Source organism: Mycobacterium sp. NGS64 (assembly GCF_059812245.1).
The window spans coordinates 954,358-975,461 of sequence record NZ_JCALCI010000002.1; the positions used below are offsets into that span (position 1 = coordinate 954,358).

The 21,104-nt window shown below is 65.3% G+C and carries 19 protein-coding genes; 10 read left to right on the plus strand and 9 right to left on the minus strand.

Features of this window, described 5'->3' with window-relative positions; genetic code table 11:
* Positions 1-26: 26 nt before the first annotated feature.
* The 3 genes from AC5Y4S_RS12785 to AC5Y4S_RS12795 form a co-directional block, all read right to left on the minus strand.
* The gene (locus AC5Y4S_RS12785) at positions 27-701 is read right to left on the minus strand and encodes a DUF5642 family protein (RefSeq protein WP_500033105.1); all 675 of its coding nucleotides are present in this window, start codon (positions 699-701) and stop codon (positions 27-29) included.
* Positions 702-707: 6 nt separating this feature from the next.
* On the minus strand, positions 708-1,652 hold the full coding sequence (gene pat / locus AC5Y4S_RS12790) for an acetyltransferase Pat (RefSeq protein WP_500033313.1): 945 nt from the start codon (positions 1,650-1,652) through the stop codon (positions 708-710).
* 111 nt (positions 1,653-1,763) lie between these two features.
* On the minus strand, positions 1,764-2,387 hold the full coding sequence (locus tag AC5Y4S_RS12795) for a hypothetical protein (RefSeq protein WP_500033106.1): 624 nt from the start codon (positions 2,385-2,387) through the stop codon (positions 1,764-1,766).
* A 137-nt stretch (positions 2,388-2,524) separates the two neighbouring features.
* On the opposite strand from AC5Y4S_RS12795, the gene eccE reads away from it, so the two are divergent.
* Positions 2,525-3,736: a type VII secretion protein EccE gene (gene eccE / locus AC5Y4S_RS12800; RefSeq protein ID WP_500033314.1), complete on the plus strand. Its 1,212-nt coding sequence runs from the start codon at positions 2,525-2,527 to the stop codon at positions 3,734-3,736.
* Positions 3,737-3,748: 12 nt separating this feature from the next.
* Here eccE and AC5Y4S_RS12805 read toward each other — a convergent pair whose 3' ends face one another.
* The gene (locus tag AC5Y4S_RS12805) at positions 3,749-4,645 is read right to left on the minus strand and encodes an NAD-dependent epimerase/dehydratase family protein (protein WP_500033107.1); all 897 of its coding nucleotides are present in this window, start codon (positions 4,643-4,645) and stop codon (positions 3,749-3,751) included.
* A gap of 11 nt (positions 4,646-4,656) precedes the next feature.
* Positions 4,657-6,252, minus strand: coding sequence for a GMC oxidoreductase (locus AC5Y4S_RS12810; protein ID WP_500033108.1), 1,596 nt, complete (start codon positions 6,250-6,252; stop codon positions 4,657-4,659).
* A gap of 281 nt (positions 6,253-6,533) precedes the next feature.
* On the opposite strand from AC5Y4S_RS12810, the gene AC5Y4S_RS12815 reads away from it, so the two are divergent.
* From AC5Y4S_RS12815 to AC5Y4S_RS12825, 3 genes are all read left to right on the plus strand, one after another.
* Positions 6,534-7,439 carry an FkbM family methyltransferase gene (locus AC5Y4S_RS12815; protein WP_500033109.1) on the plus strand — a complete coding sequence of 302 codons (906 nt, stop codon included), beginning with the start codon at positions 6,534-6,536 and terminating at the stop codon, positions 7,437-7,439.
* Between the two features lie 86 nt (positions 7,440-7,525).
* Positions 7,526-8,515 (plus strand): SGNH hydrolase domain-containing protein, encoded by a 990-nt coding sequence (locus AC5Y4S_RS12820; protein WP_500033110.1) that lies wholly within the window; start codon positions 7,526-7,528, stop codon positions 8,513-8,515.
* 9 nt (positions 8,516-8,524) lie between these two features.
* Positions 8,525-9,580 carry a glycosyltransferase family 2 protein gene (locus tag AC5Y4S_RS12825; protein WP_500033111.1) on the plus strand — a complete coding sequence of 352 codons (1,056 nt, stop codon included), beginning with the start codon at positions 8,525-8,527 and terminating at the stop codon, positions 9,578-9,580.
* Here the strand turns inward: AC5Y4S_RS12825 and AC5Y4S_RS12830 are convergent, their stop codons facing one another.
* From AC5Y4S_RS12830 to AC5Y4S_RS12845, 4 genes are read right to left on the minus strand one after another with little or no spacing between them, the layout of a single operon-like run.
* Positions 9,581-10,192 carry an HAD-IIIA family hydrolase gene (locus AC5Y4S_RS12830; protein WP_500033112.1) on the minus strand — a complete coding sequence of 204 codons (612 nt, stop codon included), beginning with the start codon at positions 10,190-10,192 and terminating at the stop codon, positions 9,581-9,583.
* Between the two features lie 35 nt (positions 10,193-10,227).
* Complete coding sequence (locus AC5Y4S_RS12835) at positions 10,228-11,475, minus strand: glycosyltransferase family 4 protein (RefSeq protein WP_500033113.1); 1,248 nt, start codon at positions 11,473-11,475, stop codon at positions 10,228-10,230.
* Positions 11,472-12,110 (minus strand): SIS domain-containing protein, encoded by a 639-nt coding sequence (locus AC5Y4S_RS12840; RefSeq protein ID WP_239645728.1) that lies wholly within the window; start codon positions 12,108-12,110, stop codon positions 11,472-11,474. Before AC5Y4S_RS12840 ends, AC5Y4S_RS12835 begins: the two co-directional genes overlap by 4 nt.
* A complete protein-coding gene (locus AC5Y4S_RS12845) occupies positions 12,095-13,204 on the minus strand; it encodes a GHMP family kinase ATP-binding protein (protein WP_500033114.1) in 1,110 nt (369 codons plus the stop codon). Before AC5Y4S_RS12845 ends, AC5Y4S_RS12840 begins: the two co-directional genes overlap by 16 nt.
* 240 nt (positions 13,205-13,444) lie before the next feature.
* Here AC5Y4S_RS12845 and AC5Y4S_RS12850 point away from each other — a divergent pair, with 240 nt between their 5' ends.
* From AC5Y4S_RS12850 to AC5Y4S_RS12875, 6 genes are all read left to right on the plus strand, one after another.
* On the plus strand, positions 13,445-14,449 hold the full coding sequence (locus tag AC5Y4S_RS12850; RefSeq protein WP_500033115.1) for an SGNH hydrolase domain-containing protein: 1,005 nt from the start codon (positions 13,445-13,447) through the stop codon (positions 14,447-14,449).
* A gap of 42 nt (positions 14,450-14,491) precedes the next feature.
* Positions 14,492-15,517 (plus strand): glycoside hydrolase family 5 protein, encoded by a 1,026-nt coding sequence (locus AC5Y4S_RS12855; RefSeq protein ID WP_500033116.1) that lies wholly within the window; start codon positions 14,492-14,494, stop codon positions 15,515-15,517.
* Between the two features lie 178 nt (positions 15,518-15,695).
* Positions 15,696-16,385: a DUF1361 domain-containing protein gene (locus AC5Y4S_RS12860; protein WP_500033117.1), complete on the plus strand. Its 690-nt coding sequence runs from the start codon at positions 15,696-15,698 to the stop codon at positions 16,383-16,385.
* Between the two features lie 468 nt (positions 16,386-16,853).
* The gene (locus AC5Y4S_RS12865; protein ID WP_500033118.1) at positions 16,854-18,881 is read left to right on the plus strand and encodes an acyltransferase family protein; all 2,028 of its coding nucleotides are present in this window, start codon (positions 16,854-16,856) and stop codon (positions 18,879-18,881) included.
* Positions 18,882-18,902: 21 nt separating this feature from the next.
* On the plus strand, positions 18,903-20,189 hold the full coding sequence (locus tag AC5Y4S_RS12870; RefSeq protein ID WP_500033119.1) for a glycosyltransferase family 4 protein: 1,287 nt from the start codon (positions 18,903-18,905) through the stop codon (positions 20,187-20,189).
* Between the two features lie 58 nt (positions 20,190-20,247).
* Positions 20,248-21,099, plus strand: a complete 852-nt coding sequence (locus tag AC5Y4S_RS12875; RefSeq protein ID WP_500033120.1) for a class I SAM-dependent methyltransferase — start codon at positions 20,248-20,250, stop codon at positions 21,097-21,099.
* Positions 21,100-21,104 lie beyond the last annotated feature (5 nt).

Below are 21,104 nucleotides of genomic sequence, written 5' to 3' on the forward strand. Positions count from 1 at the left end.
GTGGCCAATCTACCCAACGGGGACGCTCAGCCGCGCAATGTGGACACCGTTTTGACGAGCAGATCGGCGGCGAATTGCGGCGGCAGCGCGGGCAGCGACGAACCGGGGTCCGTGGTCAGCGTGGTGAACGCGTAGTAATGGCCCAGGTAGGCGGTGAAAGTGTACGCGCGCGAATCGATTTCGGTGCCCGATTCGACGGACGACTTGGTGTCGGCCACCATGCCGAGCGTTGCGGCGCCGTCGATGCGGGGGGCGTCGATGACGTGAACGCTGGCCGTGGTGTGGCCGTCGCTCATGGTCCACCGCCCGCACGCCGCGACGACGCCCTGGTCGAGGTCCACCGGCCCTGGCAAAGCCACCACCACCGCGTCGACGATGCCGCCGGTCCCCGACCCGGAGAAGCCCTGCGCGGACTGGTCACGTCCGTTGCCCGGGTCGGCGAGCGTCGCGCACGGCGGCGGCTTGGCCCTCGCGTCGGCCTCGAGGCTCCAGATCACCCTCGGCGACGCCCCGCTCGGGATGCCGGTGGTCACCTCGTAGTGGGGAGGCAGCTCGCCGACCACCCGCTTGATGTTGGCGGGGTTGACGGCTGCGTTGGGGGCGGTGGCCGATTTGGTCGGCGCGGCCGACGGCGCGGGCGCGTGGGTGTGCGCACACGCCGTCATCAGGACAACCGGAATCCCAATCCACAACGGCCGCATGCCCGTTCAGCCGACCGCTTCGATCACCTGACGGGCGACGCGCTTGATCTGTTCGGCCATGTGGCGGCCGAAGGCTAGCCGGTGGGGCACGTCGATGACGGTGGTGATGACGCCGACGTCCTCGCGCTCCCAGACCGCGCCGTAGTGGTCCATGATCGCTCGCATCGGCCCGTTGTCGGAAAGCATTCGCGCGGAGAATCTTTCGACGCCGTCGACCCTGGCGGCGATGGACAGCGCGCTGATCAGGAAGCTCCCGATCCCCCGGCCCTGGTAGGCGTCGGCCACGGTGAAGGCGATCTCGGCGGTTGTCGGATCGCTCTCGTCGCGGACGAAGCGGGCGTCGGCCACCGGGTTGTCCCCGTCGGTCACCACCCACACGAAGTGGTCGACGTAGTCGACCTCGGACAGGTAGTGCAGCAGCGCCGGGGTCGGCATGCGGGCCGTCATGAACCGCCGATACAGGGTCTCGCTGGAGAACTGGATGTGGCCGTGCACGGTGCGCTCGTCGTCGCCGGGCAGGACGGGGCGCAGCATCAGGCGGGTGCCGTCGCGGACCTCGATGGGGATCGGGGTGATGAATGCGGCCAGACGCTGGCGCACCGTGCGCAGCAACCGCGGCATGACCCCCGGCAGGTGCACCATCCAGGTGAAGGCGTCGTTGTCCCCGATCCAGCCGGTCAGCGGTTCGGCCGTGGTGACCGTCGCGATGCGCGGGATATTCCGCAACAGGGCGATCTCCCCGACGATGGTGCCGGGCGTCACGTGCCCGGCGTTGACCGTGCCGTCGCTGTCGACACGCTTGATCTCGGCGGTGCCCGACGAGATGAGCAGGAACGAAACGGCCTGCTCGCCCTGCTGCATCAGCACCTGGCCGGCTGCTGCGCGCAGCGGCTGGAGGCGGGCCGCCAGCGGCACTAGGTCCTCGGTAGTGCAGCCCTCGAAGATGTCCATTGTTGCGAGCTCTTCGGCTCGCGCGCCGGTCAGTTCGGCCACCACGACAATCCTACGGGTTGCCGGGACACGCTCCGGGTCGGCGCGCTCCCGCGCCGGGACGGTCACGCCTTACTTGCCGCAGCCTTCCGCACCATCGGGTGGGGAGCCGGCACGGTCAAGCCGGAACACCGCTTGGTTGAAGCGGTCCGAACTCGTCGCCTTCTTCCCGTCGGCCTGAATGTACTGAAGCTGAACGCTTGCCATGAAATCTCCGACGGCCCTAAGGGTCGGGCTGTTGAACGCCACCCGATAACAATGGTCGCGCATCAGATCCCAGGCGACCGTCGCGTCGGAAGGCAACTCCTGCCACACCCGCCGTAACACCTCGAACCGGTCGACCGTATGCATATTCAGGGAGTAGCCGTGGATTCGGTCGGTGCCCTGGTCGGATACGTCGCTGTAGACGGCGCCGCCATGCGCGAGGTACTCCGGCAAGCTGGGATCTCGACCGTAGGCGTCGGGGGCCGCTGCGTTTGGCGTGTGCGAGTCGTCCCAAGCGGCCCGGGTAGCTCCAATACCGGGAATCGACTCGCCTTGGACGGCTGACGCTGCCGGCACCAACGCGACGGCGGACGGGGTTGCCGGTGCGGCCGGTGTGCTCGCCGGCGAGCGCGAACAACCCGCCGTGGCACTGACCAGGACGCAGCCCGCCGCGATCGCGACTCGCACCGAGGGTGTTGACGAGAACGACATACGCCGCTCCTCAGCTAGGAAGACCAGCTACAAACGGACTATTTGGTAATAGACCATATTACAATACTTTCTGTATCATCAGATAGGTGAAAACAGACCTTAAGTCTCTCGGCGATGCGGCGGCCTCCGCGGCGCCGATGAAGGCACAGCCCCGCCTCGGGCTGGCGCTGTCGTGGCCGAAGACCACGTCGGCGTTCCTGATCGACGTCGCGGTGCTCGTCGTGGTCAGAAAGCTCGCCGGCGGCCCGCAATCCGCCATGTGGTGGTGCGGCGTCGCGGTCGCCGTGGTGGCGACGGCGTCCCTGCTGCTCACCTACCGCGGGATCACGGTCATCTCGGCCCTGGCCAGGTGGCTGTGGGACTGGTCGGCCCCCGACATCTGGGACTCGTCCCCCGAGCCGGCGGCGGCAGTCGGCGCGCCGGAGTCCTCCCCGACCCGGGGCGAGGCACTGAATCCCGGCTGCACCGCGGCGATTGATCATCGGCGCCGCTTCGGCCGCCGGGTGGTCGGAGTGCGCGGATACCGGGGCCAGCTGGTCGCCGTGGTGGCCCTCGACGGGCCGGCGGACGCGCCGCCCCATGACCAGACGGCCTCGTCGGCGACCTTGCCGGTGCTGGCGGTGGCAACGGGACTTCACCACTTCGATGTACGCCTGGACGCCATCGACATCGTCTCGGTACGAAGGCGGCACGCCGTCGAGGCCGCCGACGGTCGCCCAACGAGTTTCGAGCACCGTACGTGGCTGGTGTTGCGGATGGATCCTCAGCGCAACGTCGGCGCGGTCGCGGCCCGCGATTCGCTGGCCTCGACTTTGGCGGCGGTCGTCGAGCGGCTCGTCGACGAGCTGAACGGTCGGCGCTGCGCGGCCCGGCCTTTGACCGCCGACGAGTTCGCCGAGGTGGACGCCGCCGTGGCGGCGGGACTGCAACCGGCTTCGACTCGGTCGGGTTTGCGCCACCTCAAGTGTTTCGACGGGTACGCGACCAGCTTCTGGGTGTCACCACAGGACATCACGTCGGAGACGCTGGACCGGTTGTGGCTGGACGACACCGATGTCACCGTGCTGACGATTCGGCTGAGCGCCGCAGCCGGCCGGGTCCACGCATCGGCTTGGGTCCGCTACCACAGCGCGGAACGCCTGGGCAACGATGTCTGCGTCGGGTTGAATCGGCTCATCGCCCGCCAGCTGGCCGCGGTGCATGCGAGCCTGCCGGCCCCGGCGAAGCGCCCGCCGCTGGTGGTGCCGGGGCGCCCGCTGCGCGACGACGAACAACTCGAAATAGGTTTGGGCGCAACGGAGCTGGATGCCGCGTCGGAACTCCCGATGAGCGAGGCCGCAGCGGTCTGAGTATCGCTGCAGTCAGACCGGGAGTTCGACGGCCGGCTTGTCGCGACCGGGCGGCCAGGCTTGCTGCGGCTGGCGGGCGGATCCGACACTTCGAAACTTCGCGCCGTGCCGCACGAGACACTCCTGGCCGGGCAATACGTCGGCGGCCTCGATCAGCCCGAGCAGCGAGTCGGAACGAAATGGGAACGGGACGCCGGCGAGCTCGAGCAGCCGCAAAACGGCCATCACGGGGCCGGCGGGCACGGGCAAGCTGGGCCGGCGTTGATGTTCGGCCGAAAGGCCCGCGAATATCGAAGGCAGGTCGACCGGCTGCGGATTCGCCAGCCCGATGACCTCGCCGGACAGCTCGTCGAAGTGTTCGATCACCGTGGCGATCGCGTGCGCCACATCGTCCTCGTGTGCCAGGAAGAGCTTGGCCGATTTGAAACGCGGCCAAAGCGGCAGACCAGAAATCTTCCGGAGCGTGCCCGCCATGCCCCCGGGCGATTCTCCGTAGACCAGACCGGGACGGACGACGACGCAACCCGTGTCGAGGGCAGTGCGTTCTACCGCCAGCTTCATCAAGCCGTAGGTCTGTCGTGTCCCGAAATAGGCGGACATCGACGAGACGAACACGACTTTGCGGACGCCGGCGGTCACAGCGGCTTCGATCAGCCGGCGCGAACCGATCACATTCTCGCGCCAAAGTTGGCTCGTATCTTTCCCGCTCAGTACCCAAGCAGCGTGGACGAGCGTGTTCACGTCTTGGAAAATTGCCCCGTCCAGGGGTCGACCGAGTTCGAAGTGGCGCCACTCGCTGACTTGGAGTTCGGGTCTCCGACGCGTCAACGCGACCACCTCGTCGCCGCGACTGGAGAAATGATCCGACAGAACCGATCCGAGGTAACCGGTCGCACCCGTGATCGCCACCCGGTCTGAAGTCATCGCGATCCCCCTAGGGCTTCGGTGGCGATTCGGTGCGCATTCGCCATAATCGTCAACGTGAACGTGGTCGCCGCAACCGTCGGAAACACCGAGGCATCCACGAGATGGACGTTGCGCCAAGGCTTTACCCTACCGAGGGAGTCGCTGGCGAACTGGCCGAAAGGCTTCGCCTGCATGGGAAACGATCCCCCGTAGTGGTAACTCTTCGCCGGTCCGGAGAGCTTCGTTTGGCCCGGTATCGGGTGCAGGTCGAGCGCTCGACCGCAACGGCGGAGTTGTCGGAGCACCCGCTCGAGCATCGGCTGCGTCGCCTCATTGTGGCCCGACGTCACCCGGATCGGCGGTAGCGAACCGTCGGCCTCGGCCCGGCCGATGCGAAGTTCGACGGGAGGCGAGGCCCACGAGGGCAGGTAGCCGAGGCCGACGGTCAGGCGCCGCAGGCCCGTTCGGGCGAGCGAGCTGAGCGAGCCAGAGGTCAAGACGCCCGGGAGCGCCCCCAACATGATGTCGTTGTACGGGTAGCAATGCACCAGTGCGGCTTCTTTGCCGTCGCTGTCGAAGGTGACGAAGATATTGAACTGGTTGAGCGTGAACTGGCCGTCCTGTGTCAGCTCGGCGACCGGCCGCATCGACAGGAACGGCGTCATGAACTGAACGGATTCCGCCAATCTGATGGAGCGATCCGTGAGCCCGAGGGAGCCCGCGACGATCCTCGTCGTGCCGATCGCTCCCGCCCCGACCAAGACGCGATCCGCACCGAAAACCCGCCGCCGCCCCGTGTCGACTTCCGTGGCGTGAACCGACACCCGACCCGCCGCGTCCTCCTCGATGCGGTCCACCCGCACGCCGGACCGGTAATCCACCCGGCGCTGTGCCCGGAGCCGATCGAAAGTCTGCGACGCGGAATAGATGAGCTGGTACGGGCAGCCGGTCATGCACAGGCCGACCCGACGACATGCCGATCCCTTCAGCGCCAAACGCGCATGACCAACCGTCACCCCGTGCCGCCGGACGGCGATCCGATTCCGTTCGTAGCGCCGCAGCACCGACGACGTGCGATCGGTGACCGCGGGCAAATGCTCGGGAGCACCCATCAGCGGAAAGGTCTCCTCGAGGTCGTCGGCCTCGCCCGAATACGGGATCTGGCTGAGGATTTCGCGGTAGTGCGGTTCCAGGTCGAGGCGCGAGATCGGCCACGTTTTGAACGTCCCCGTCGAATAGGGCATCACCTGTGCCCCCCACGTGTTCGAGAACCCGCCGTAGGCCCCCGACACCACCAGAGGGTTGGCTTCACCGTCCGCGTCGATGTCGTCGAGTTGGCCCGCGTTCGCGAACACGAAGTTCGACCCGTATATCTGCTTGACCGGAAGCTGGCCCGCAACCGTGGCCTTCGGAAGCGCGGAGACCAGGTCCAAGTCGTCCGCACTCCAGCGGTCTGGCGACGTGCTTGCCATGGCCGCCCGGGCGGCCTGTCGCCCGTCCTCGAGCTGAGTGCCCAGATCCAAGACGGTGACCGTCGCCTCGCGAACACCTTCAAGCGCCAGGGCGGCCGCGGCAGCCGACGGACCAGATCCCACGATCACAATTTCCATCGGACCTCCTGGACCCGCAGGCGATCCGGTGTAGCGCGGTCGGGAAGGGTCCGCGCCGTGCCCATTAGCGGGTCTATCGTATCTTTTGACGCATATTAAGCCTCTTACAGTCTTGCTGTCACGTGATACGCTGACTAAAAAGATGGTTTAAGCCCAAATCACCGACTGCCAGTCATCACCTATCCCCCGCCACGTTGAACCGCAACGAGACCCTTGGGAAGCACATAATGCCCGCTCTCAGCCCGACCAAGCGACGCGCGAGCCATGCCCTAGTCGGGTACATGCGCGCATGCGTCGCGAACGACCACCTGCCGATGCTCGCCAAGAAAGTCTTCGTGAACCGATGCAGCCAGCTGCTCACGGCGCTCGGCAGCGAGCCGGACGAAACGCCGGTGGAATCCATTTACGGGACCAAGTTCATCGCCGGCCTGGACAGCTCGGCCATCACGTCCTGCCTCCGCTTCCGCGGCACCTACGAACCGGTGCTGTCCGAATTCATTCTGCGGCACGTCCAGGAAGGCGACATCTGCGTCGACGCGGGCGCCAACATCGGCTACTTCACCCTTTTGTTCGCCAAGCGCGTCGGCCCGTCCGGGAAGGTCATCGCGATCGAGGCCGCGCCCGACACCGCGCGGCGGCTGCGCACCAACGTCGAGCTCAATGGGGCGGGCAGCATCGTCCACGTCGTCGAGGCGGCGTGCGCCCCGGAGAAAGGCGAGCTCACCTTCTACCTGCATCCCAGCGTTGATGCCTTCTCCCGGCTCAGCCCACCGGCCAAGGGCGATTTTGACCGCCGCTTCACGGGAAGCACCTGGATTCCCACGGCCGTGGCCGCAGACACGCTCGCGTCCCTCGTGGGTGCCGACGCTCCGCGGGTCTCGTTCATCAAGGTCGACGTCGAGGGCGCGGAAACGGCCATCGCGCCCCAAATCGCCGCTGATTTCACCCATCCCAACCTGGTGGTGGCACTCGAGGTGAGGACCGAAATCGAGGCCACGTTGAGGCCGTTCCAAGAGCAGGGGTTCCACGTCTACGACATGCACAACGATTATCGGTGGGTGTACGAGGACAAGGTGCCGGCGATTACCGAGGCGGCCTACCGCGACTTCTCCCACCGCGGGTGGCGCGAAGCTCGGGCGCATGCCGCCGACGTTCTCCTCAGCCGCCAACCGCTGGCTCTTTCCTGAAGATCCACGCAGCAGCACCAGGCCCGGCGATGACCCAAAACTTTTGTGCGGCAAGGGCATTCTCCACAAAGATTCTCAGGCCCGGGTTGAAGAGATCCGTCGCGACGATCGCGGTCGCCGCCGTCGTTCTGAGTGGCTGCTCGACGTCGAAGGCGCCGGCTGTGCCGCAGGGCGCCCCGCCGGACCCGGCCCGGGTCTTCGCCACGACGGCTCAGGTGCTTCAGGCCGTCCAAGCGGCCCAAACCATCAACGCCCTACCCGATGCGGTGGGCTACTTTCTGACCAAAGCCGACTGGCCGATGGCCACCGGGCACTTCGACTGCCACCAGGTCGACCCTCACGAGGTCGGCCTGCCCGCAAATGTCCTCGACCCCTCCGTATCCGAGTTCGGGCAGTGTGCAGCCGGCGCCGAGCACGGCACCAAGCGCATGGTGACGTTCGGGGACTCGCGCGCCGGGATGTGGGGAGCGGCGCTCGAAAGCATCGCCGCGAAGGGCGGCTACCAGCTGCGGACCTTCCACATGGGCGACTGCGCGCCTCTCGATCTGCCCTTCTTTTCCTATGAGAAACACGTGCCGGACGGGGACTGCGCCCAATTTCGGCGCAGCGCCATCGCCGCGATCCGAAATCTGCATCCAGACGTGGTGCTGGTGACCAGCTTCAGCACCCATATGCTCGCCGACGGCAGCCAGCCGACCCCCGCTCAATGGCAAAAAGGCTGGGAGACAACGCTAAAGGAACTCGCCCAGCCGGGTACCCGGCTGGTGATGCTCGGCGATATCCCCGACTGGGAAAACGACGACGCCCACTGCCTGGCCGGCCACGTTATGGCAGTCCAGAAATGCAGTGTGCCTCGCGCCGAGGGCATGCCGTCGGGAAACCTCGAGGCCGAGCAGGCCGCCGCCGCCATCGCCCAAGCGCTCTACATTCCCACCCTGAACTGGGTATGCGCGGAGCGATGCGAACCCGTCATCGCCGACACCCGCGTCTACCAAGACCGGTTCCACTTCACCAACACCTATACCGTCTACCTCACCGGCGCGCTCGGCGAGGCACTCCAACCGGCACTCACCTAGGCGGCGTCAATGCCATCCGTCAGCATTCTCACGGCGACGTATCAACACAGCGCGTTCATCGGGGCCTGCATCGAAAGTGTTCTCCGGCAGACAAATCCTGACTGGGAGATGATCGTCGTCGACGACGGTTCGCAGGACGGCACTGTCGAGATCGCCGAGTCCTTCAAAGATCCGCGAATTATCGTTATCCGCAGGCCCCATGAAGGAATCGGTGGACTGGCGCGTGGGTATGGGTTGGCACTCGCCAGCGCGAAAAGCCCGATTGTCGCGATCTTGGACGGTGACGACACGTGGCCCGATCAAAAGATCGAGCACCAGCTGCCGCTGTTCGCCGATCCTGGCGTCGTACTCAGCTACGGGACAGCGGGTCTCATGGACGAGAACGGGGTGACCTACGCGAAATACTGGCACAAGCCGCGCGGCGCCGTCGCCCGCAACGAACCGGTTGGCTCGATCCTGCCCGCCCTGGTGCGACTCAACTTCATCAACGCGTCGACGGTGATGATTCGACGGACGGCCCTCGACGAGGTCGGGGGGTTTTGGCAACCGGAGAACACGAATTACGTTGATCTTCCCACCTGGCTCCGGCTCGCAATGACCGGTAAATTCGCCCCCTCACCAAGGCTGCTCGGCAATTGGCGCCGGCACTCGACGCAGGTAACGACCCGCAGCTGGTTCAACACCACCAACGACAGAACTCGCTTTCTCGAGACGTTCCTGTCGGACGTCCGCGACCGCCTTCCACCGGGCGTCGCCACTGACCTGGAAGAGGCGGTGCGCCTGGACGGGTCCCGGCAGAACCAGGAGGCCGAAATCGCTCGGGGACGTGTCGAATTGATCTCCGGAAACTGGGCAGCGGCCGTCGACGCATTCTCGACGGCATTTCGATCCGGCGGGACCGGGACGCGTCCGGTCGCTGCCGTCGGCATGCTGTGCGCGTTGGCCCGGACTGACATGGAAGTCTTCGTCAGGGCGAAGGGACGCCACGCGTTGCCGTCGCGACGGCACCTCGCAAGACACGGACTTGCCGGTCGTCCTGGCAGTTTCGCGGTGGACAGCGTTTGATCAGCGAACGTTCGCCACGCGCCTCATGCGCCTGCGCCGGTCCGCATAGTTCTCGTGCCGTCCAAGCATTTCGCGGACATAGCCGGCCAATTCCGTTCCGGCGGTTGGCCCGACAAGCAGCGCTCGATCCGGTGCGATCCCGGCGGCGTGGGCGGCGGCAATATCGGTGGGCTGATCGCCGATCAGCATTGACCGGGCCAGGTCCAGGTTGAGGTCACGCGCTGCGGCAAGGATCAAGCCGGGCTTCGGTTTTCGACACTCGCAGTATCTCTGCGCCGGGTCGGCGGACCGCGGATGGTGGGGGCACGTGTAGATCGCGTCGAGGGCGATCCCGTGCGCGGCGAGCGCGGCGACAAGCAGGGCGTGGATGACCATGACGTGCGACTCGGTTGCCTTACGGGTGCCGATGCTTCCCTGGTTGGTGACGACGACCAGTGCGGCTCCGGCCGATTGGGCGGCGGCCGCCGCCTCGAGCGCGAGGTCTATCGGCTCGAAGTCGCTCGGCTCGATGACGTACCCGTCGACGATATGCCGGTTCAGGACCCCGTCGCGGTCCAGGAACAGCGCGGGCCGAGGTGCCGTCGCGGCTTCAGTTCGCAGGTAGCGCAGCATGAATCGGGGTCGCTGTGAGGGCCTTCGATCGCACGTCACCGCTCGGCAAGTTCGCGAAAGAAATCGGCGTAGCAATCAGCGTTGGCGTCCCAGCTGTGCGGATTATCAAAGCGCCTACCGACTTTCGTCATGGATTGCAGCATGGCGTCGCGCAGCCCGACCGGATCTCCCACGTCGGCGAAAAAAACTCCGCCGTAATTTTCACAGGCCTCTTGAAGCGCGGTCACCTTCGTGGTGACCAGGGGCAGGCCCGCTTCCATCGCCAAGTTAACTGGTCCGGAGGCCGAGGCACGGCGATACGGGACGACTATGACGTCTGTTGTTTCGAACAAGTCTCTGACGTGGTCTTCCGGAAGAAATCCCAGGATAATCTCGTGATTCTCCGCGCCCGTGTCTCGAATAGTTTGCAAGGCCTCCTCCGTGCCGCCCCATGGCTCGCCGGCCACCGTCAGATGGGCACGCACCCCGTCGCGCATCAGCATGGAAAAGGCCTCGGCGAGTTCATCGATGCCCTTGTACGGGCGGATGACCCCAAAGAAGAGAAACCGCACCGGATCTCCCTCGCCGCGCACCCTCTTCTTGGCGGCGGATTCACCATCGCCCACGTCCTCCAGCGGTCCGGGAAATACCACCGAAAAGGGCAGTCGCCGCAGGCAGGGATAAAACTGCTGCATCACATCGATGTCGGACTTGGAATGAACAACCACCCCGGAGACCAACCGCGCCAAAAGGCGCATCAGCACCCGGGCGTATGAGGTGACGAAGGGAACCGCCGCCTCACCGACGTCCGTTGTTTCATGCATCTCCAACACGACCGGCGCGCCGATCAGCCGGGCGACCAACGCAACCACCAGGTAGCTGTGCGCGGTCAGCGCCGCCCACCACTGGAGCAAGACCACCTTCGGTCGCCGCCGTAGCAGGAACCGGATCGAACGAAAAATTGAGGCGCCCCAATACCAATCGAGGCCCTCACATGTCGGAATGCCTTCGAGGTGCAGGGCCTCGGGGCCATACGTTCCGACCCTGTCGCGTCCGGGGTAGAAGCGACGCGGGCACAACTCCCTGATCAGTAGGGCGCTCACGGAATCGCCGCGACGCGCAAAGGCATTGGCTATCGCGGCGTTGTGGTATCCGACGGCCGAGAGGAAACGAGCGCCCGGGCCGACGAGCATGACGTCGTCGGGTCCACCATCGATATCCGATGGCCGCATCCCGCTCGTTTGGCCGGCTGGAGTCGCCTCAACGCGCATGGGCTTTGCAGGAGAAATCTCGACCACGCTCACACGCCCGTGGTGTCGAAGAGAAACGCGTCTGCACTTCGCTCGATCGGGAAGAGCTCCCGCTCCACCAGTGCGAAAATCATGTGGCCACACATGATGTGCAGCTCTTGTATCTTGGCCGTTTCACTGGCAGGCACATTCAATTGATACTCGGCGATGCCCATGTCTCGGGGCTGGTTGCCGGTGAAAGCCACGGTGACGACACCCATCGCCTTCGCGGCCTCGAGCGCCCTGACGACATTCACCGAGCGACCCGAGGTCGAGATCCCGATGAGAACGTCCCCGGCGCGCCCGAGCGCTTCGACCTGCCGGGCGAAAACGAATTCGTATCCGTAGTCGTTACCGATCGCGGTGAGGGCCGAAGTGTCAACGGTCAAGGCGATCCCGGCAGCAGGAGCCCGATCGTAGTTCTGGCGGCCGACCAACTCTGCGGCCAGATGCTGCGAATCTGCGGCCGATCCGCCATTACCGCAGAACATTATCTTTCCGCCCGATCGCAATGACTCGATGATCGCGCACGAGATATCCGCCAAAATTGTTGCGTATCGCAGATCTTGCAAGGCGTCGAGGCTGGCACGGGTTTTCGCCATCTCTCCATCGATGAATGCAAGCATCTCGGTGTTCATCGCAGCGCCCACGCTACCGCTCCTTCCGATACGAAATGTGCCGGCTGTACCGCGCCGAAGTGCAAGTCGCCCAGAGCCCGCATGACCGCCGGCCGCCGGACCGGGTCCGTGAGGAACAGGACGTATCCCCCGCCCCCTGCCCCTGACACCTTTCCCGCTAGGGCCCCGGCCGCAAGCGCGACATCGAAGCAGTGTTCGATGCGGGGAGTCGAAATGCCCTCGGCCAGTTTCTTTTTCATTCGCCATCCCCGCTCGAGGACTCCGGCGAGCTGGACCAGATCCCCCTTCAGCAAGGCCTCCTTCATCGCGATCGCCTCTTCCTTGAGCTCATGGGTAGCTGCGAGTTGCGACGCGGAGCCAGCTGAAATGTAGGTGGTCTGACGCTCGATGATTTCGGCGGACTTGCGCGAAACCCCGGTGTGGAACAGCACGATCGATGCCTCGAGCTCGCGCAGCGTTGCCTCCTTGATTCGCAAGGGATTCACGATGACCCGTCCGCCGGGCCCGAACTCCATCACGTTGAAGCCACCAAACGTCGCTGCGTATTGGTCCTGACTTCCCCCGGCCTGGCCGTAGTCGTTGCGCTCGATCTCGAATGCGAGCCGTGCCACGTCGTACTCACCGAGCGGCAAGGCGAAGAATTCGCGAAACGCCTCCACCACCGAGACGACCAGGGCTGACGAAGAGCCCAAGCCGGACCCGGGAGGTGCGTCCGACACCGTAGTCAGACGAACGCCCGGCCGACCCAGATCGAAATCGCGGGTCAGGCGTTCATAGATGGTTTGGTGAAGGGTCAGCGGTCCCGACCCAGCCGGCTTCGGCCCGTCGGCGACGGGGTCGTTCACCTCGATATCGGGTGCGCGGAACTCGATGGCGCCGTCCGTGGTCTCTTCCAGGGTGGCGTAGCAGTATCGGTCGATGGTGGCATTCAGGACGATGCCGCCATAGGTGTCGCAATACGGCGACACGTCTGTTCCGCCTCCGGCAAGACCGATCCGCAAGGGCGCACGGGAACGGACCCGGTGGGCCGGCCGCCGCCTGTCGCGCTCGCGGAGACCCGTGTTCGCCTGTAACCAATAGTTGGCCGTCACAGTGTGTGCGGGCATGTTTTGTCCCTTGGCTAATTGTTGCCGGCGGCGAGAGCAGAGTGCAGAGTCGCGAAACGGCACGGCGTCCCCGGCGGCTGCGCTAGTCGAGGCGTCCGGAGGTCCGTACCGGCCATACACATAAACAGGGATCATACATACTTTTCATATGATGCGAAGCGCTACGCCCAACTTCAAGTATCATGCTTCATGGAGACAAGCGGGCGGTCAGCCGCGGAGCTACGAACTGGGTCGCAACCTATGACAACTTTCGGGATTCAACAGCGGCACGGACACCGAGCCGCACGGTTGGTCGCGGCCGCCGCCGTCGTGGTGAGTGCGTGCTCGACCTCGAACGCGCCGGCGGGCCCACAGGGCGCCTCGACGAACCCGGCCCGGACGGCCGCCACCAGCGCGCAGGTGCTGGAAGCCGTCCACGCGGCCCAAACCACCGACGCCCTGCCCAAATCGGTGGGTTTCCTGACCAACGAGGACTGGCCGATGACCAAAGGGCACTTCGACTGCCACCAGGTCGTCGATGTTCCCGCCAACGTCGTCGACCCGAAGAGGACAGAGTTCGGAGAGTGCGCGGCCGGCGACGAGCACGGCACCAAACGCATGGTGATATTCGGAGATTCCCGCGCCCGGATGTGGGGCGCGGCGCTCGAAGGCATCGCCGCGAAGAACGGCTACCAGCTGCGAACCTTCCTGATGGCCGCCTGTTCGCCTCCCGATCTCCACTATTTTTCGTACGAGAAAGGCACGCCGGACGTCGATTGCGACCAATTCCGTCCGGCCGCGATCGCCGCGATCCGAAACCTGCATCCAGACCTCGTGCTGGTGACCAGCTTCAGCACCCATATGCTCGCCGACCACAGCCAGCCAACCCCCGCCCAATGGCAAAAAGGCTGGGAGACCACCCTGAAGCAGCTGACCCAACCCGGAACCCGGCTGGTGATGCTCGGCGACATCCCCGACTGGGAAACAGACGACGCCCACTGCCTGGCCGGCCACGTCATGGCAGTCCAAAAATGCAGCGTCCCCGTCGCCGAGGGAATCCCATCCGGAAACCTCGGCGCCGAGCAAGCCGCCGCCACCACCGCCCAAGCGCTCTACATCCCCACCCTGCCCTGGGTATGCGCCGACCGATGCGAACCCGTCATCGCCGACACCCGCGTCTACCAAGACCGGTTCCACTTCACCAACAGCTATACGGTCTACCTCACCGGCGCGCTCGGCGAGGCACTCCAACCGGCACTCACCTAGGCGACGACCGATGACCGGCCGTCGGCTGCTAGCGACCCGTCGATGACGCGCAAGGTTTCGCGCAGGGCATTTCTGCACGGGGCGAGTGGCTTCGCGGCCGTCGGTGCGCTGTCGGGATCCGTTGGGGCCGCGGCCATCCTCAACGCCCAGAGCCTGAGCGATCCCGGCATCCCGCCGGGCGCCAAGTTTCGTGGGGTCAACCTCGTCAACAGTTTCACTCAGACGACCGCCGCCGACGGCAACGACATCTGGGCGTCGCTGTGGGGTGTCTGGGATTGGCACGGCCTTATCGCGCCGCAATTGGAGGACATCGCGACGATCGCGAATGCGGTCCGCATCTTCGGCAATACGCTGGTCATGGCGTTGGAAAGCATCACACTCACGCAGTACCTGGCCCGGTGGCAACAATTCCTCGACCACGCCCAGGCTCTTGGCCTCTTCGTTTACGCCTGCGGCGGTGACCTGGGGCATTGGGGCAGATACACCTGGGCGCAATCCACCGAGACCTATCGCCAGCTCGCGCAACTGCTGAAGAGCTACCCCAACGTCATCGGTGTCGACATCGTCAATGAGGCGTCCCAGCCACTGGCGCCGGTGGGCTGGACATATAACCAGCCAGAACCGGTCGCCGAAATGCTGATCGAGTTGGGCGGCATCGTTCGGTCCGCGGGACTGCCGATCACCTATTCCCGAAGCGTCACGACGCGCAGCGGATGGGCACAGGACTACTACACCGACCACTTGGGCGATTTTCTCGATTTCCACGTCTATTACCTGCCAAACGCCACGGACTCCCTCCAGGCGTACGGTCACCCGGCCAATGCCAACAAGAGGCTGATCATCGGCGAATTCGGCATCACCAACACCTCGTCACCCGAGGAGCGCGCCGCCTACTACAGCGCGGTCCGCGCGATGATCGACAACGATCCCCGCTGTATGGGCGCCCTGGCCTGGTCCGCCTACGACTTCGGCACGACGAAAGACATGCAGACGGGCCTGTTCGACCAACAGCGGCGGCTGCGTCCGGATATCGCCCGACCGTTCTCCACGTTCCCGATACGGTGGTGATTTCCGGTTGGCCACCGCTGCGCCCGACCATTTGATCGCGAAAGCGGCGGTGCCCCAAGCGTTCTCATCGGTGGTGCTGCCACCCTGAGGAGTCACCCCACGCGGAGGGACTGACCGAGACGCCCGCGGCGGGCGCGCAATTATCGAACCGCTTGCTCGTGGCTGGCAAACTGCATTCATGACGTCTGCGCGCCGGGTGGTCCTGGTGGTGTCGCTGGTGGCAACCACCGGGCTGACACTCGTCCTGGGTGTCACCGACCCGTTCCCCCCCGCGAGCTATCCGACCCGCTTTTTCGTGTGGAACCTGGCGTTGGCGTGGATTCCGGTGTTCTGTGCGGCCGGTTTCGGCGTGGTGCGCCGCCGGATCTGGTTGGTGCCAATCGGGCTGCTGTGGCTGGCGTTCCTGCCCAATGCCCCGTACCTGATGACCGACCTCGTGCACCTACGTCACGATGTCGAATTGTGGCGGCACGTCATGCAATACGGGGTCGCCGCGTGGACCGGCGTCATACTCGGCGTGGTCTCGGTGCATCTGGTGTGTCGGCGGATCGAGCGCGAGTTCGGCCCGGTGATCGGGTGGATCGCGGTAATCGTGTCGGTCGGCTTGTGCGCGATCGGCGTGGTGATCGGGCGGTTTCAGCGGTGGAATTCTTGGGATTTGCTCACCCAGCCGGGCGCGGTGGCGGCGACGACCTTCGACTGGGTGCGTTCGCCGCTTGCCTACGTCCAGCCGACCGGTTTGGCGCTGGCGGTCGGGGCCCTGTTCGGGCTGGCATACCTGACGCTGTGGTCCCTGTGGCCGGCGCGCGCCCTGATGCCGGCGGACGAGTGCGCGCCCGACGGCATCGAAGCCGGCCCCCCGCGGTGACGGGGGCGGCCAAACTGCCGTGAGGCGTTGGCGATGAGTCGTCGGGTGCCGGCTTATCGCTTCGCCGGTCGCCGCGGTCGCGGGGGGCGCAGTACCCGCTCCGGTCCCGAAGAAACTATAGGTTTGCGAATCGGCCATATTTGAGACAAAATGGATGTACTGTGCCCGTATAAGCGCATCTTCGGTATACGCTCGACCGGTCGGGCTCACGGGCCGCGGTGACCAACGGACCGCTTTGGTCCCCTGCTTACGCTGGGAGGAGCAGATGCCGTTCGTGATCACGCGGCTAGAGGATGGGGCGGCAAGCCCCTCCCGCGCGAAGTCCCGTCCGCGAGCGCGATGACGCATCGGGCGACGGCACACCGCGACACGACGGTCGCATCGCTGGATGCCGCCGTCGCCCGTCGCGATGCCGTTCCTTCGCCGGCGGGCAGGCGAGGCGATCGATTTCGCCCAGACATCGAGGGCATGCGCGCCATCGCGGTCGGACTCGTGCTCTTGTTTCACGGCTACGGGAAGCCCTTCACCGGCGGGTTCGTCGGTGTGGACGTCTTTTTCGTCATCTCCGGATTTCTGATCACCGGCCTGCTCCTGCACGAGCAGATCAACGATGGCCGGATTTCCCTGTGGCGCTTCTACGCCAGGCGAGTGCGGCGCATCCTTCCGGCGGCAACCCTCACGGTGCTCGCCACGATCTTCGCGGCCTATCAGCTGCTGGGCTTCATCTCCGGCAACGAAGTCGCCAACGATGCGAAATGGACGGCCGTGTTCGCGGCGAACATCCACTTCGCCGAGCAAGGGACCGACTACCTCGGGTCGCGACTGCCGCCGTCACCTCTTCAGCACATGTGGTCGCTCGGCGTCGAGGAGCAGTTCTACCTAGCCTGGCCGACCCTCTTTCTGTTGGTAGCCATCGTCGTTCGCCTGTCGAAGCGCCGCAACGTGGTCGCCGTGCTCACCACTTCGCTGCTGGTGGTCATCGGCGCTTCGCTTGCGTGGTCGGTTGTTCAGACGTCGTCGAACGCGACTTGGGCATATTTCTCTCCGCTGACCCGCGCCTGGGAACTCGCTCTGGGAGCCTTGATCGCAGTGCTCGGACCCGCGATTTCACGAGCGCCTCAATCGGTGCACCAGGTGAGCGCTCTGTTGGGTTTGGCCGGGATCGCAGCCAGCGCACTGATTCTGACGTCATCGATGCCCTATCCCGGCTGGGCGGTGGCCATCCCCGTGGTCGGGAGCGCGATGCTGATTGCGGCCGGATGCGGCAACCCGCAGACGGTGGTCGGCCGCGTCCTCTCGGTTCGCCCGATGCAGTGGTTAGGTGCGCGGTCCTATTCGCTTTACTTGTGGCACTGGCCGATTCTCGTGATCGCCGCCCGATATGCCGGGCACCAGCTCAGCGCGTGGCAAAACTCCGGTTTGCTATTGGTTGCGGTCGCGGCTTCGACGATCACCTTTCGAGTGATCGAGAATCCCGTGCGCCAGTCCGCCTTCTTGAGGTCCCGGACGCAATTGACTCTCGCGATCGGTGTGGCCCTGACCTTGTTGACGGTCGCGGTCGCACAGCATCAGATCGCTTCGCACGAGCGAACCTGGAACACGCGCAAACCCCAGCCGTCATCCGTGGGGCAGGCGCAGGTGTTCGAAGCCGTCCAGGCCGCCCAGAGCCTCAACGTCCTGCCGAAGTCTGTGGCGGATTCGCTGACCAAACTGGACCTGGCCAAGGCCACGGGACGCTTCGACTGCTACCAGATCGCGCTTCCTCCCGATTTCGTCGACTTCTCCAAGTCGGAGTTGGGGCACGAGTTCGGTCAATGTGCGGCCGGCGCCGAGCACGGCACCAAGCTCATGGTTACCTTCGGAGATTCCCGCGCCTGGATGTGGGGGGCGGCGCTCGAGGGTGTGGCCGCGGCGAACGGCTATAAGTTGCGCACGTTCTACATGAACAGCTGCCCGGCTCTGAACCTCCATTTCATGTCGTATCAGACCCAGGCGCCGAATGACGAGTGCTATCAATTCCATCGGAGTGCGGTAGCCGCGATCCGGAAACTGCATCCGGATCTCGTGATCGCGACAGGTGCCGGCACGCAGCTGCTCGCGGATGGCAGCCAGCCGACCGCCGCGCAGTGGCAGGAGGGCTGGGCCTCGACCTTCCGCGAACTGGCGCAACCTCAAACCCGGTTCGCCATGCTCGGCGCCATCCCGACGTGGGAGAAGGACGACGCGCACTGCCTGGCGGCCCATGCCAGTGCGGTTCAAGAGTGCAGCGTGCCGAGATCGGAGGGCATGCCGTCGGGAAGTCCCGAAGCCGAGCAAGCCGCCGCATCGGCGGCCGGGGCGCTGTACGTCCCGACCGTCCCGTGGGTGTGCGCCAATCGATGCGAACCCGTCATCGCCGACATCCGCGTGTACTACGAGCGGTTCCACTTCAGCAAGTCGTATGCGGCGTATCTGACCGGTGCGGTCGGTGAGGCACTGCGACCGGCGCTTGCCTAGGTCGGCGACAGGAGACATGAGGTGAGGATCTTCGAGGCAACCGATTGCTACCCACCCCCGTTGGTGGGTGGGCGTGATCTCGCGGTCCAACTGCTCTCGCGCGAGCTGGCGCGCCGGGGCCACGAGGTCGAGGTGTTGACTCTGGCCGGGGCGAAGGGACCGCGCACCGAGCACGACGGCGACGTACTCGTACATCGGATGGCCGGCTGGGGGCGCCTTCTCAATTCTCTCTACGTTGACCCCGAAAAGCCCTTCCACCCAACGCTTCCCGACCCGGGCCTGGTCCGCGCGATTCCCCGGCTCATCGAGGAGCGGCAGCCGGACATCGTCCATGTGCACTCGTGGCTGTTGTACTCGCTGCTGCCTCTGCTGCCGTCGGCGAAAACCGGACTGGTGGTGTGGCTGCACGATTATGGCTTCGTCTGCCCCCGGGTCGGCTACGTTCATCGCGGCAGCGTCTGCACGGGCCCCGGGTACACGAAGTGCCTTTCGTGCTCGCGCGAGCAATACGGCGCGGCAAAGGGTTTCGCACTCACCACCGGACTGGCGGTGATGAAGCCGTGGCGCGGGCGTGTCGATCGCTACGTCGCGAACAGCCGATTCGTTGCCGACGCCTCGAGGCCGCTGGTCGCCGGTAGCGGCCAAGGGATAGACGTGATCCCGCCATTCGTCCCGGACGAGGCATTCCAGGCCGCAGGGGCACCGCGTCCGGCCTTCGTGCCCCCCGAAGGCGACTACCTCATGTTCGCCGGCGCGCTCGGACCACACAAGGGCATCGACATCCTGCTGGAGGCCTGGTCGGGCCTGCAAAACAGGCCGCCCTTGGTCCTGGCCGGGATCCGCCGACACGACACCCCAACCTCGTTCCCGCCCGGCGTCATCGTCTCCGACGACGTCCTCCCCCGTGACGAGGTCCTGCGTGGATGGGCCAATTGCCTTGCGGCCGTGGTGCCTTCGGTGTGGCCGGAGCCCTTCGGCCTGGTCGCCGCGGAGGCGATGGCCGCCGGGAAGCCGGTGGTCGCGTCGGCGGTCGGCGGGTTGGCCGATCTGGTGCACGACGGCGTCAACGGGATTAACGTGCCACCGGGTGACGTCCCGGCGTTACGCAATGCGCTCGAGCGCATCGTCGCCGACGCACCCTTGCGCGCCCGATTGGGAGCAGCAGCTCGCGAGAGGGCGATCGCGTACTCCTCGGACGTGGTCGTGGGTGCCTGGGAGCAGGTTTTCCACGACGTGCTCGAAACGCGAACCCCTGGTTCGCCGAATGCCAGCACACGAGCGGAGGCCGCGAGTGTGACCGACAAATGAATACGCTCCGCAGACACGAATGCCTATTTGCAGTTTCCCCCAAGGAAGGAAGTAAACCGTGGACGTCCTCAGCGACAACCTTGCAACCAAACTCACACCGACGGCGTCGATCTACGCGCCACCGCGAACCGTCACGGATCCCGAATCGTGCTTTTTCTACCACACCATCGACATCCCGGGTCACGGCACGTTCGACGGGGAATGGGATTTGAGACGAGGGGTCGACCGCTATCTCGGCGGGGTCGACCTGACGGGCAAGCGAGTGCTCGAGATGGGGACCGCAAACGGGTTCCTCTGCTTCGAGATGGAGCGGCGCGGGGCCGACGTCGTCGGGGTCGACCTGTCCGAGGAGCAGTCCTGGGACATCGTTCCATTCGCCACATCTGATGCGGCAGACGATGACTCGGCCCGCAAAGCGCATATGCGGAAGATCAACAACGCCTGGTGGTTGGCGCACGGAGCATTCAACTCCCGAGCCAAAGTCGTATACACGTCCGCCTATTCGGTTCCCGAGGAGATCGGAGCGGTGGATGTTGCGACCTTCGGCTCGATCCTCCTGCACCTTCGCGACCCGTTCCAAGCGCTCTGGAACGCGTGCCGCCTCACCCGGGAAACGGTCATTGTCACCGATATGCTTTCTCCCAGAGACGTATTCCCGCTCAAGATGCTGGATATGTTCCAGCGCCCGGCCATGCGCTTCAAGCCGAATCCCAAGACGGGAAGCCCCGACGAAACGTGGTGGACGTTGAGCCCCAAGCTGGTCAAGCGGTTCCTCGGCGTGCTGGGGTTCGAATCGTCGACCCTGACCTATCACCGGCAGCTGTCTACCCGGCATCGGGTGACCTTGCCGGTACCGCTCTACACCGTGGTCGCACACCGGACCGCGGGGCGCGCGCTCGGCGAAGGATGATCGAC

What these genes read in the sequence shown, in the direction of transcription:
- AC5Y4S_RS12815 (WP_500033109.1), top strand. Translation starts at nt 6,534, where the DNA reads ATGCGCGCATGCGTCGCGAACGACCACCTGCCGATGCTCGCCAAGAAA.
- AC5Y4S_RS12795 (WP_500033106.1), bottom strand. Translation starts at nt 2,387, where the DNA reads ATGTCGTTCTCGTCAACACCCTCGGTGCGAGTCGCGATCGCGGCGGGC.
- pat (WP_500033313.1), bottom strand. Translation starts at nt 1,652, where the DNA reads ATGGACATCTTCGAGGGCTGCACTACCGAGGACCTAGTGCCGCTGGCG.
- AC5Y4S_RS12850 (WP_500033115.1), top strand. Translation starts at nt 13,445, where the DNA reads ATGACAACTTTCGGGATTCAACAGCGGCACGGACACCGAGCCGCACGG.
- AC5Y4S_RS12855 (WP_500033116.1), top strand. Translation starts at nt 14,492, where the DNA reads ATGACGCGCAAGGTTTCGCGCAGGGCATTTCTGCACGGGGCGAGTGGC.
- AC5Y4S_RS12865 (WP_500033118.1), top strand. Translation starts at nt 16,854, where the DNA reads ATGCGCGCCATCGCGGTCGGACTCGTGCTCTTGTTTCACGGCTACGGG.
- AC5Y4S_RS12785 (WP_500033105.1), bottom strand. Translation starts at nt 701, where the DNA reads ATGCGGCCGTTGTGGATTGGGATTCCGGTTGTCCTGATGACGGCGTGT.
- AC5Y4S_RS12810 (WP_500033108.1), bottom strand. Translation starts at nt 6,252, where the DNA reads ATGGAAATTGTGATCGTGGGATCTGGTCCGTCGGCTGCCGCGGCCGCC.
- AC5Y4S_RS12830 (WP_500033112.1), bottom strand. Translation starts at nt 10,192, where the DNA reads ATGCTGCGCTACCTGCGAACTGAAGCCGCGACGGCACCTCGGCCCGCG.
- eccE (WP_500033314.1), top strand. Translation starts at nt 2,525, where the DNA reads ATGAAGGCACAGCCCCGCCTCGGGCTGGCGCTGTCGTGGCCGAAGACC.
- AC5Y4S_RS12860 (WP_500033117.1), top strand. Translation starts at nt 15,696, where the DNA reads ATGACGTCTGCGCGCCGGGTGGTCCTGGTGGTGTCGCTGGTGGCAACC.
- AC5Y4S_RS12825 (WP_500033111.1), top strand. Translation starts at nt 8,525, where the DNA reads ATGCCATCCGTCAGCATTCTCACGGCGACGTATCAACACAGCGCGTTC.
- AC5Y4S_RS12845 (WP_500033114.1), bottom strand. Translation starts at nt 13,204, where the DNA reads ATGCCCGCACACACTGTGACGGCCAACTATTGGTTACAGGCGAACACG.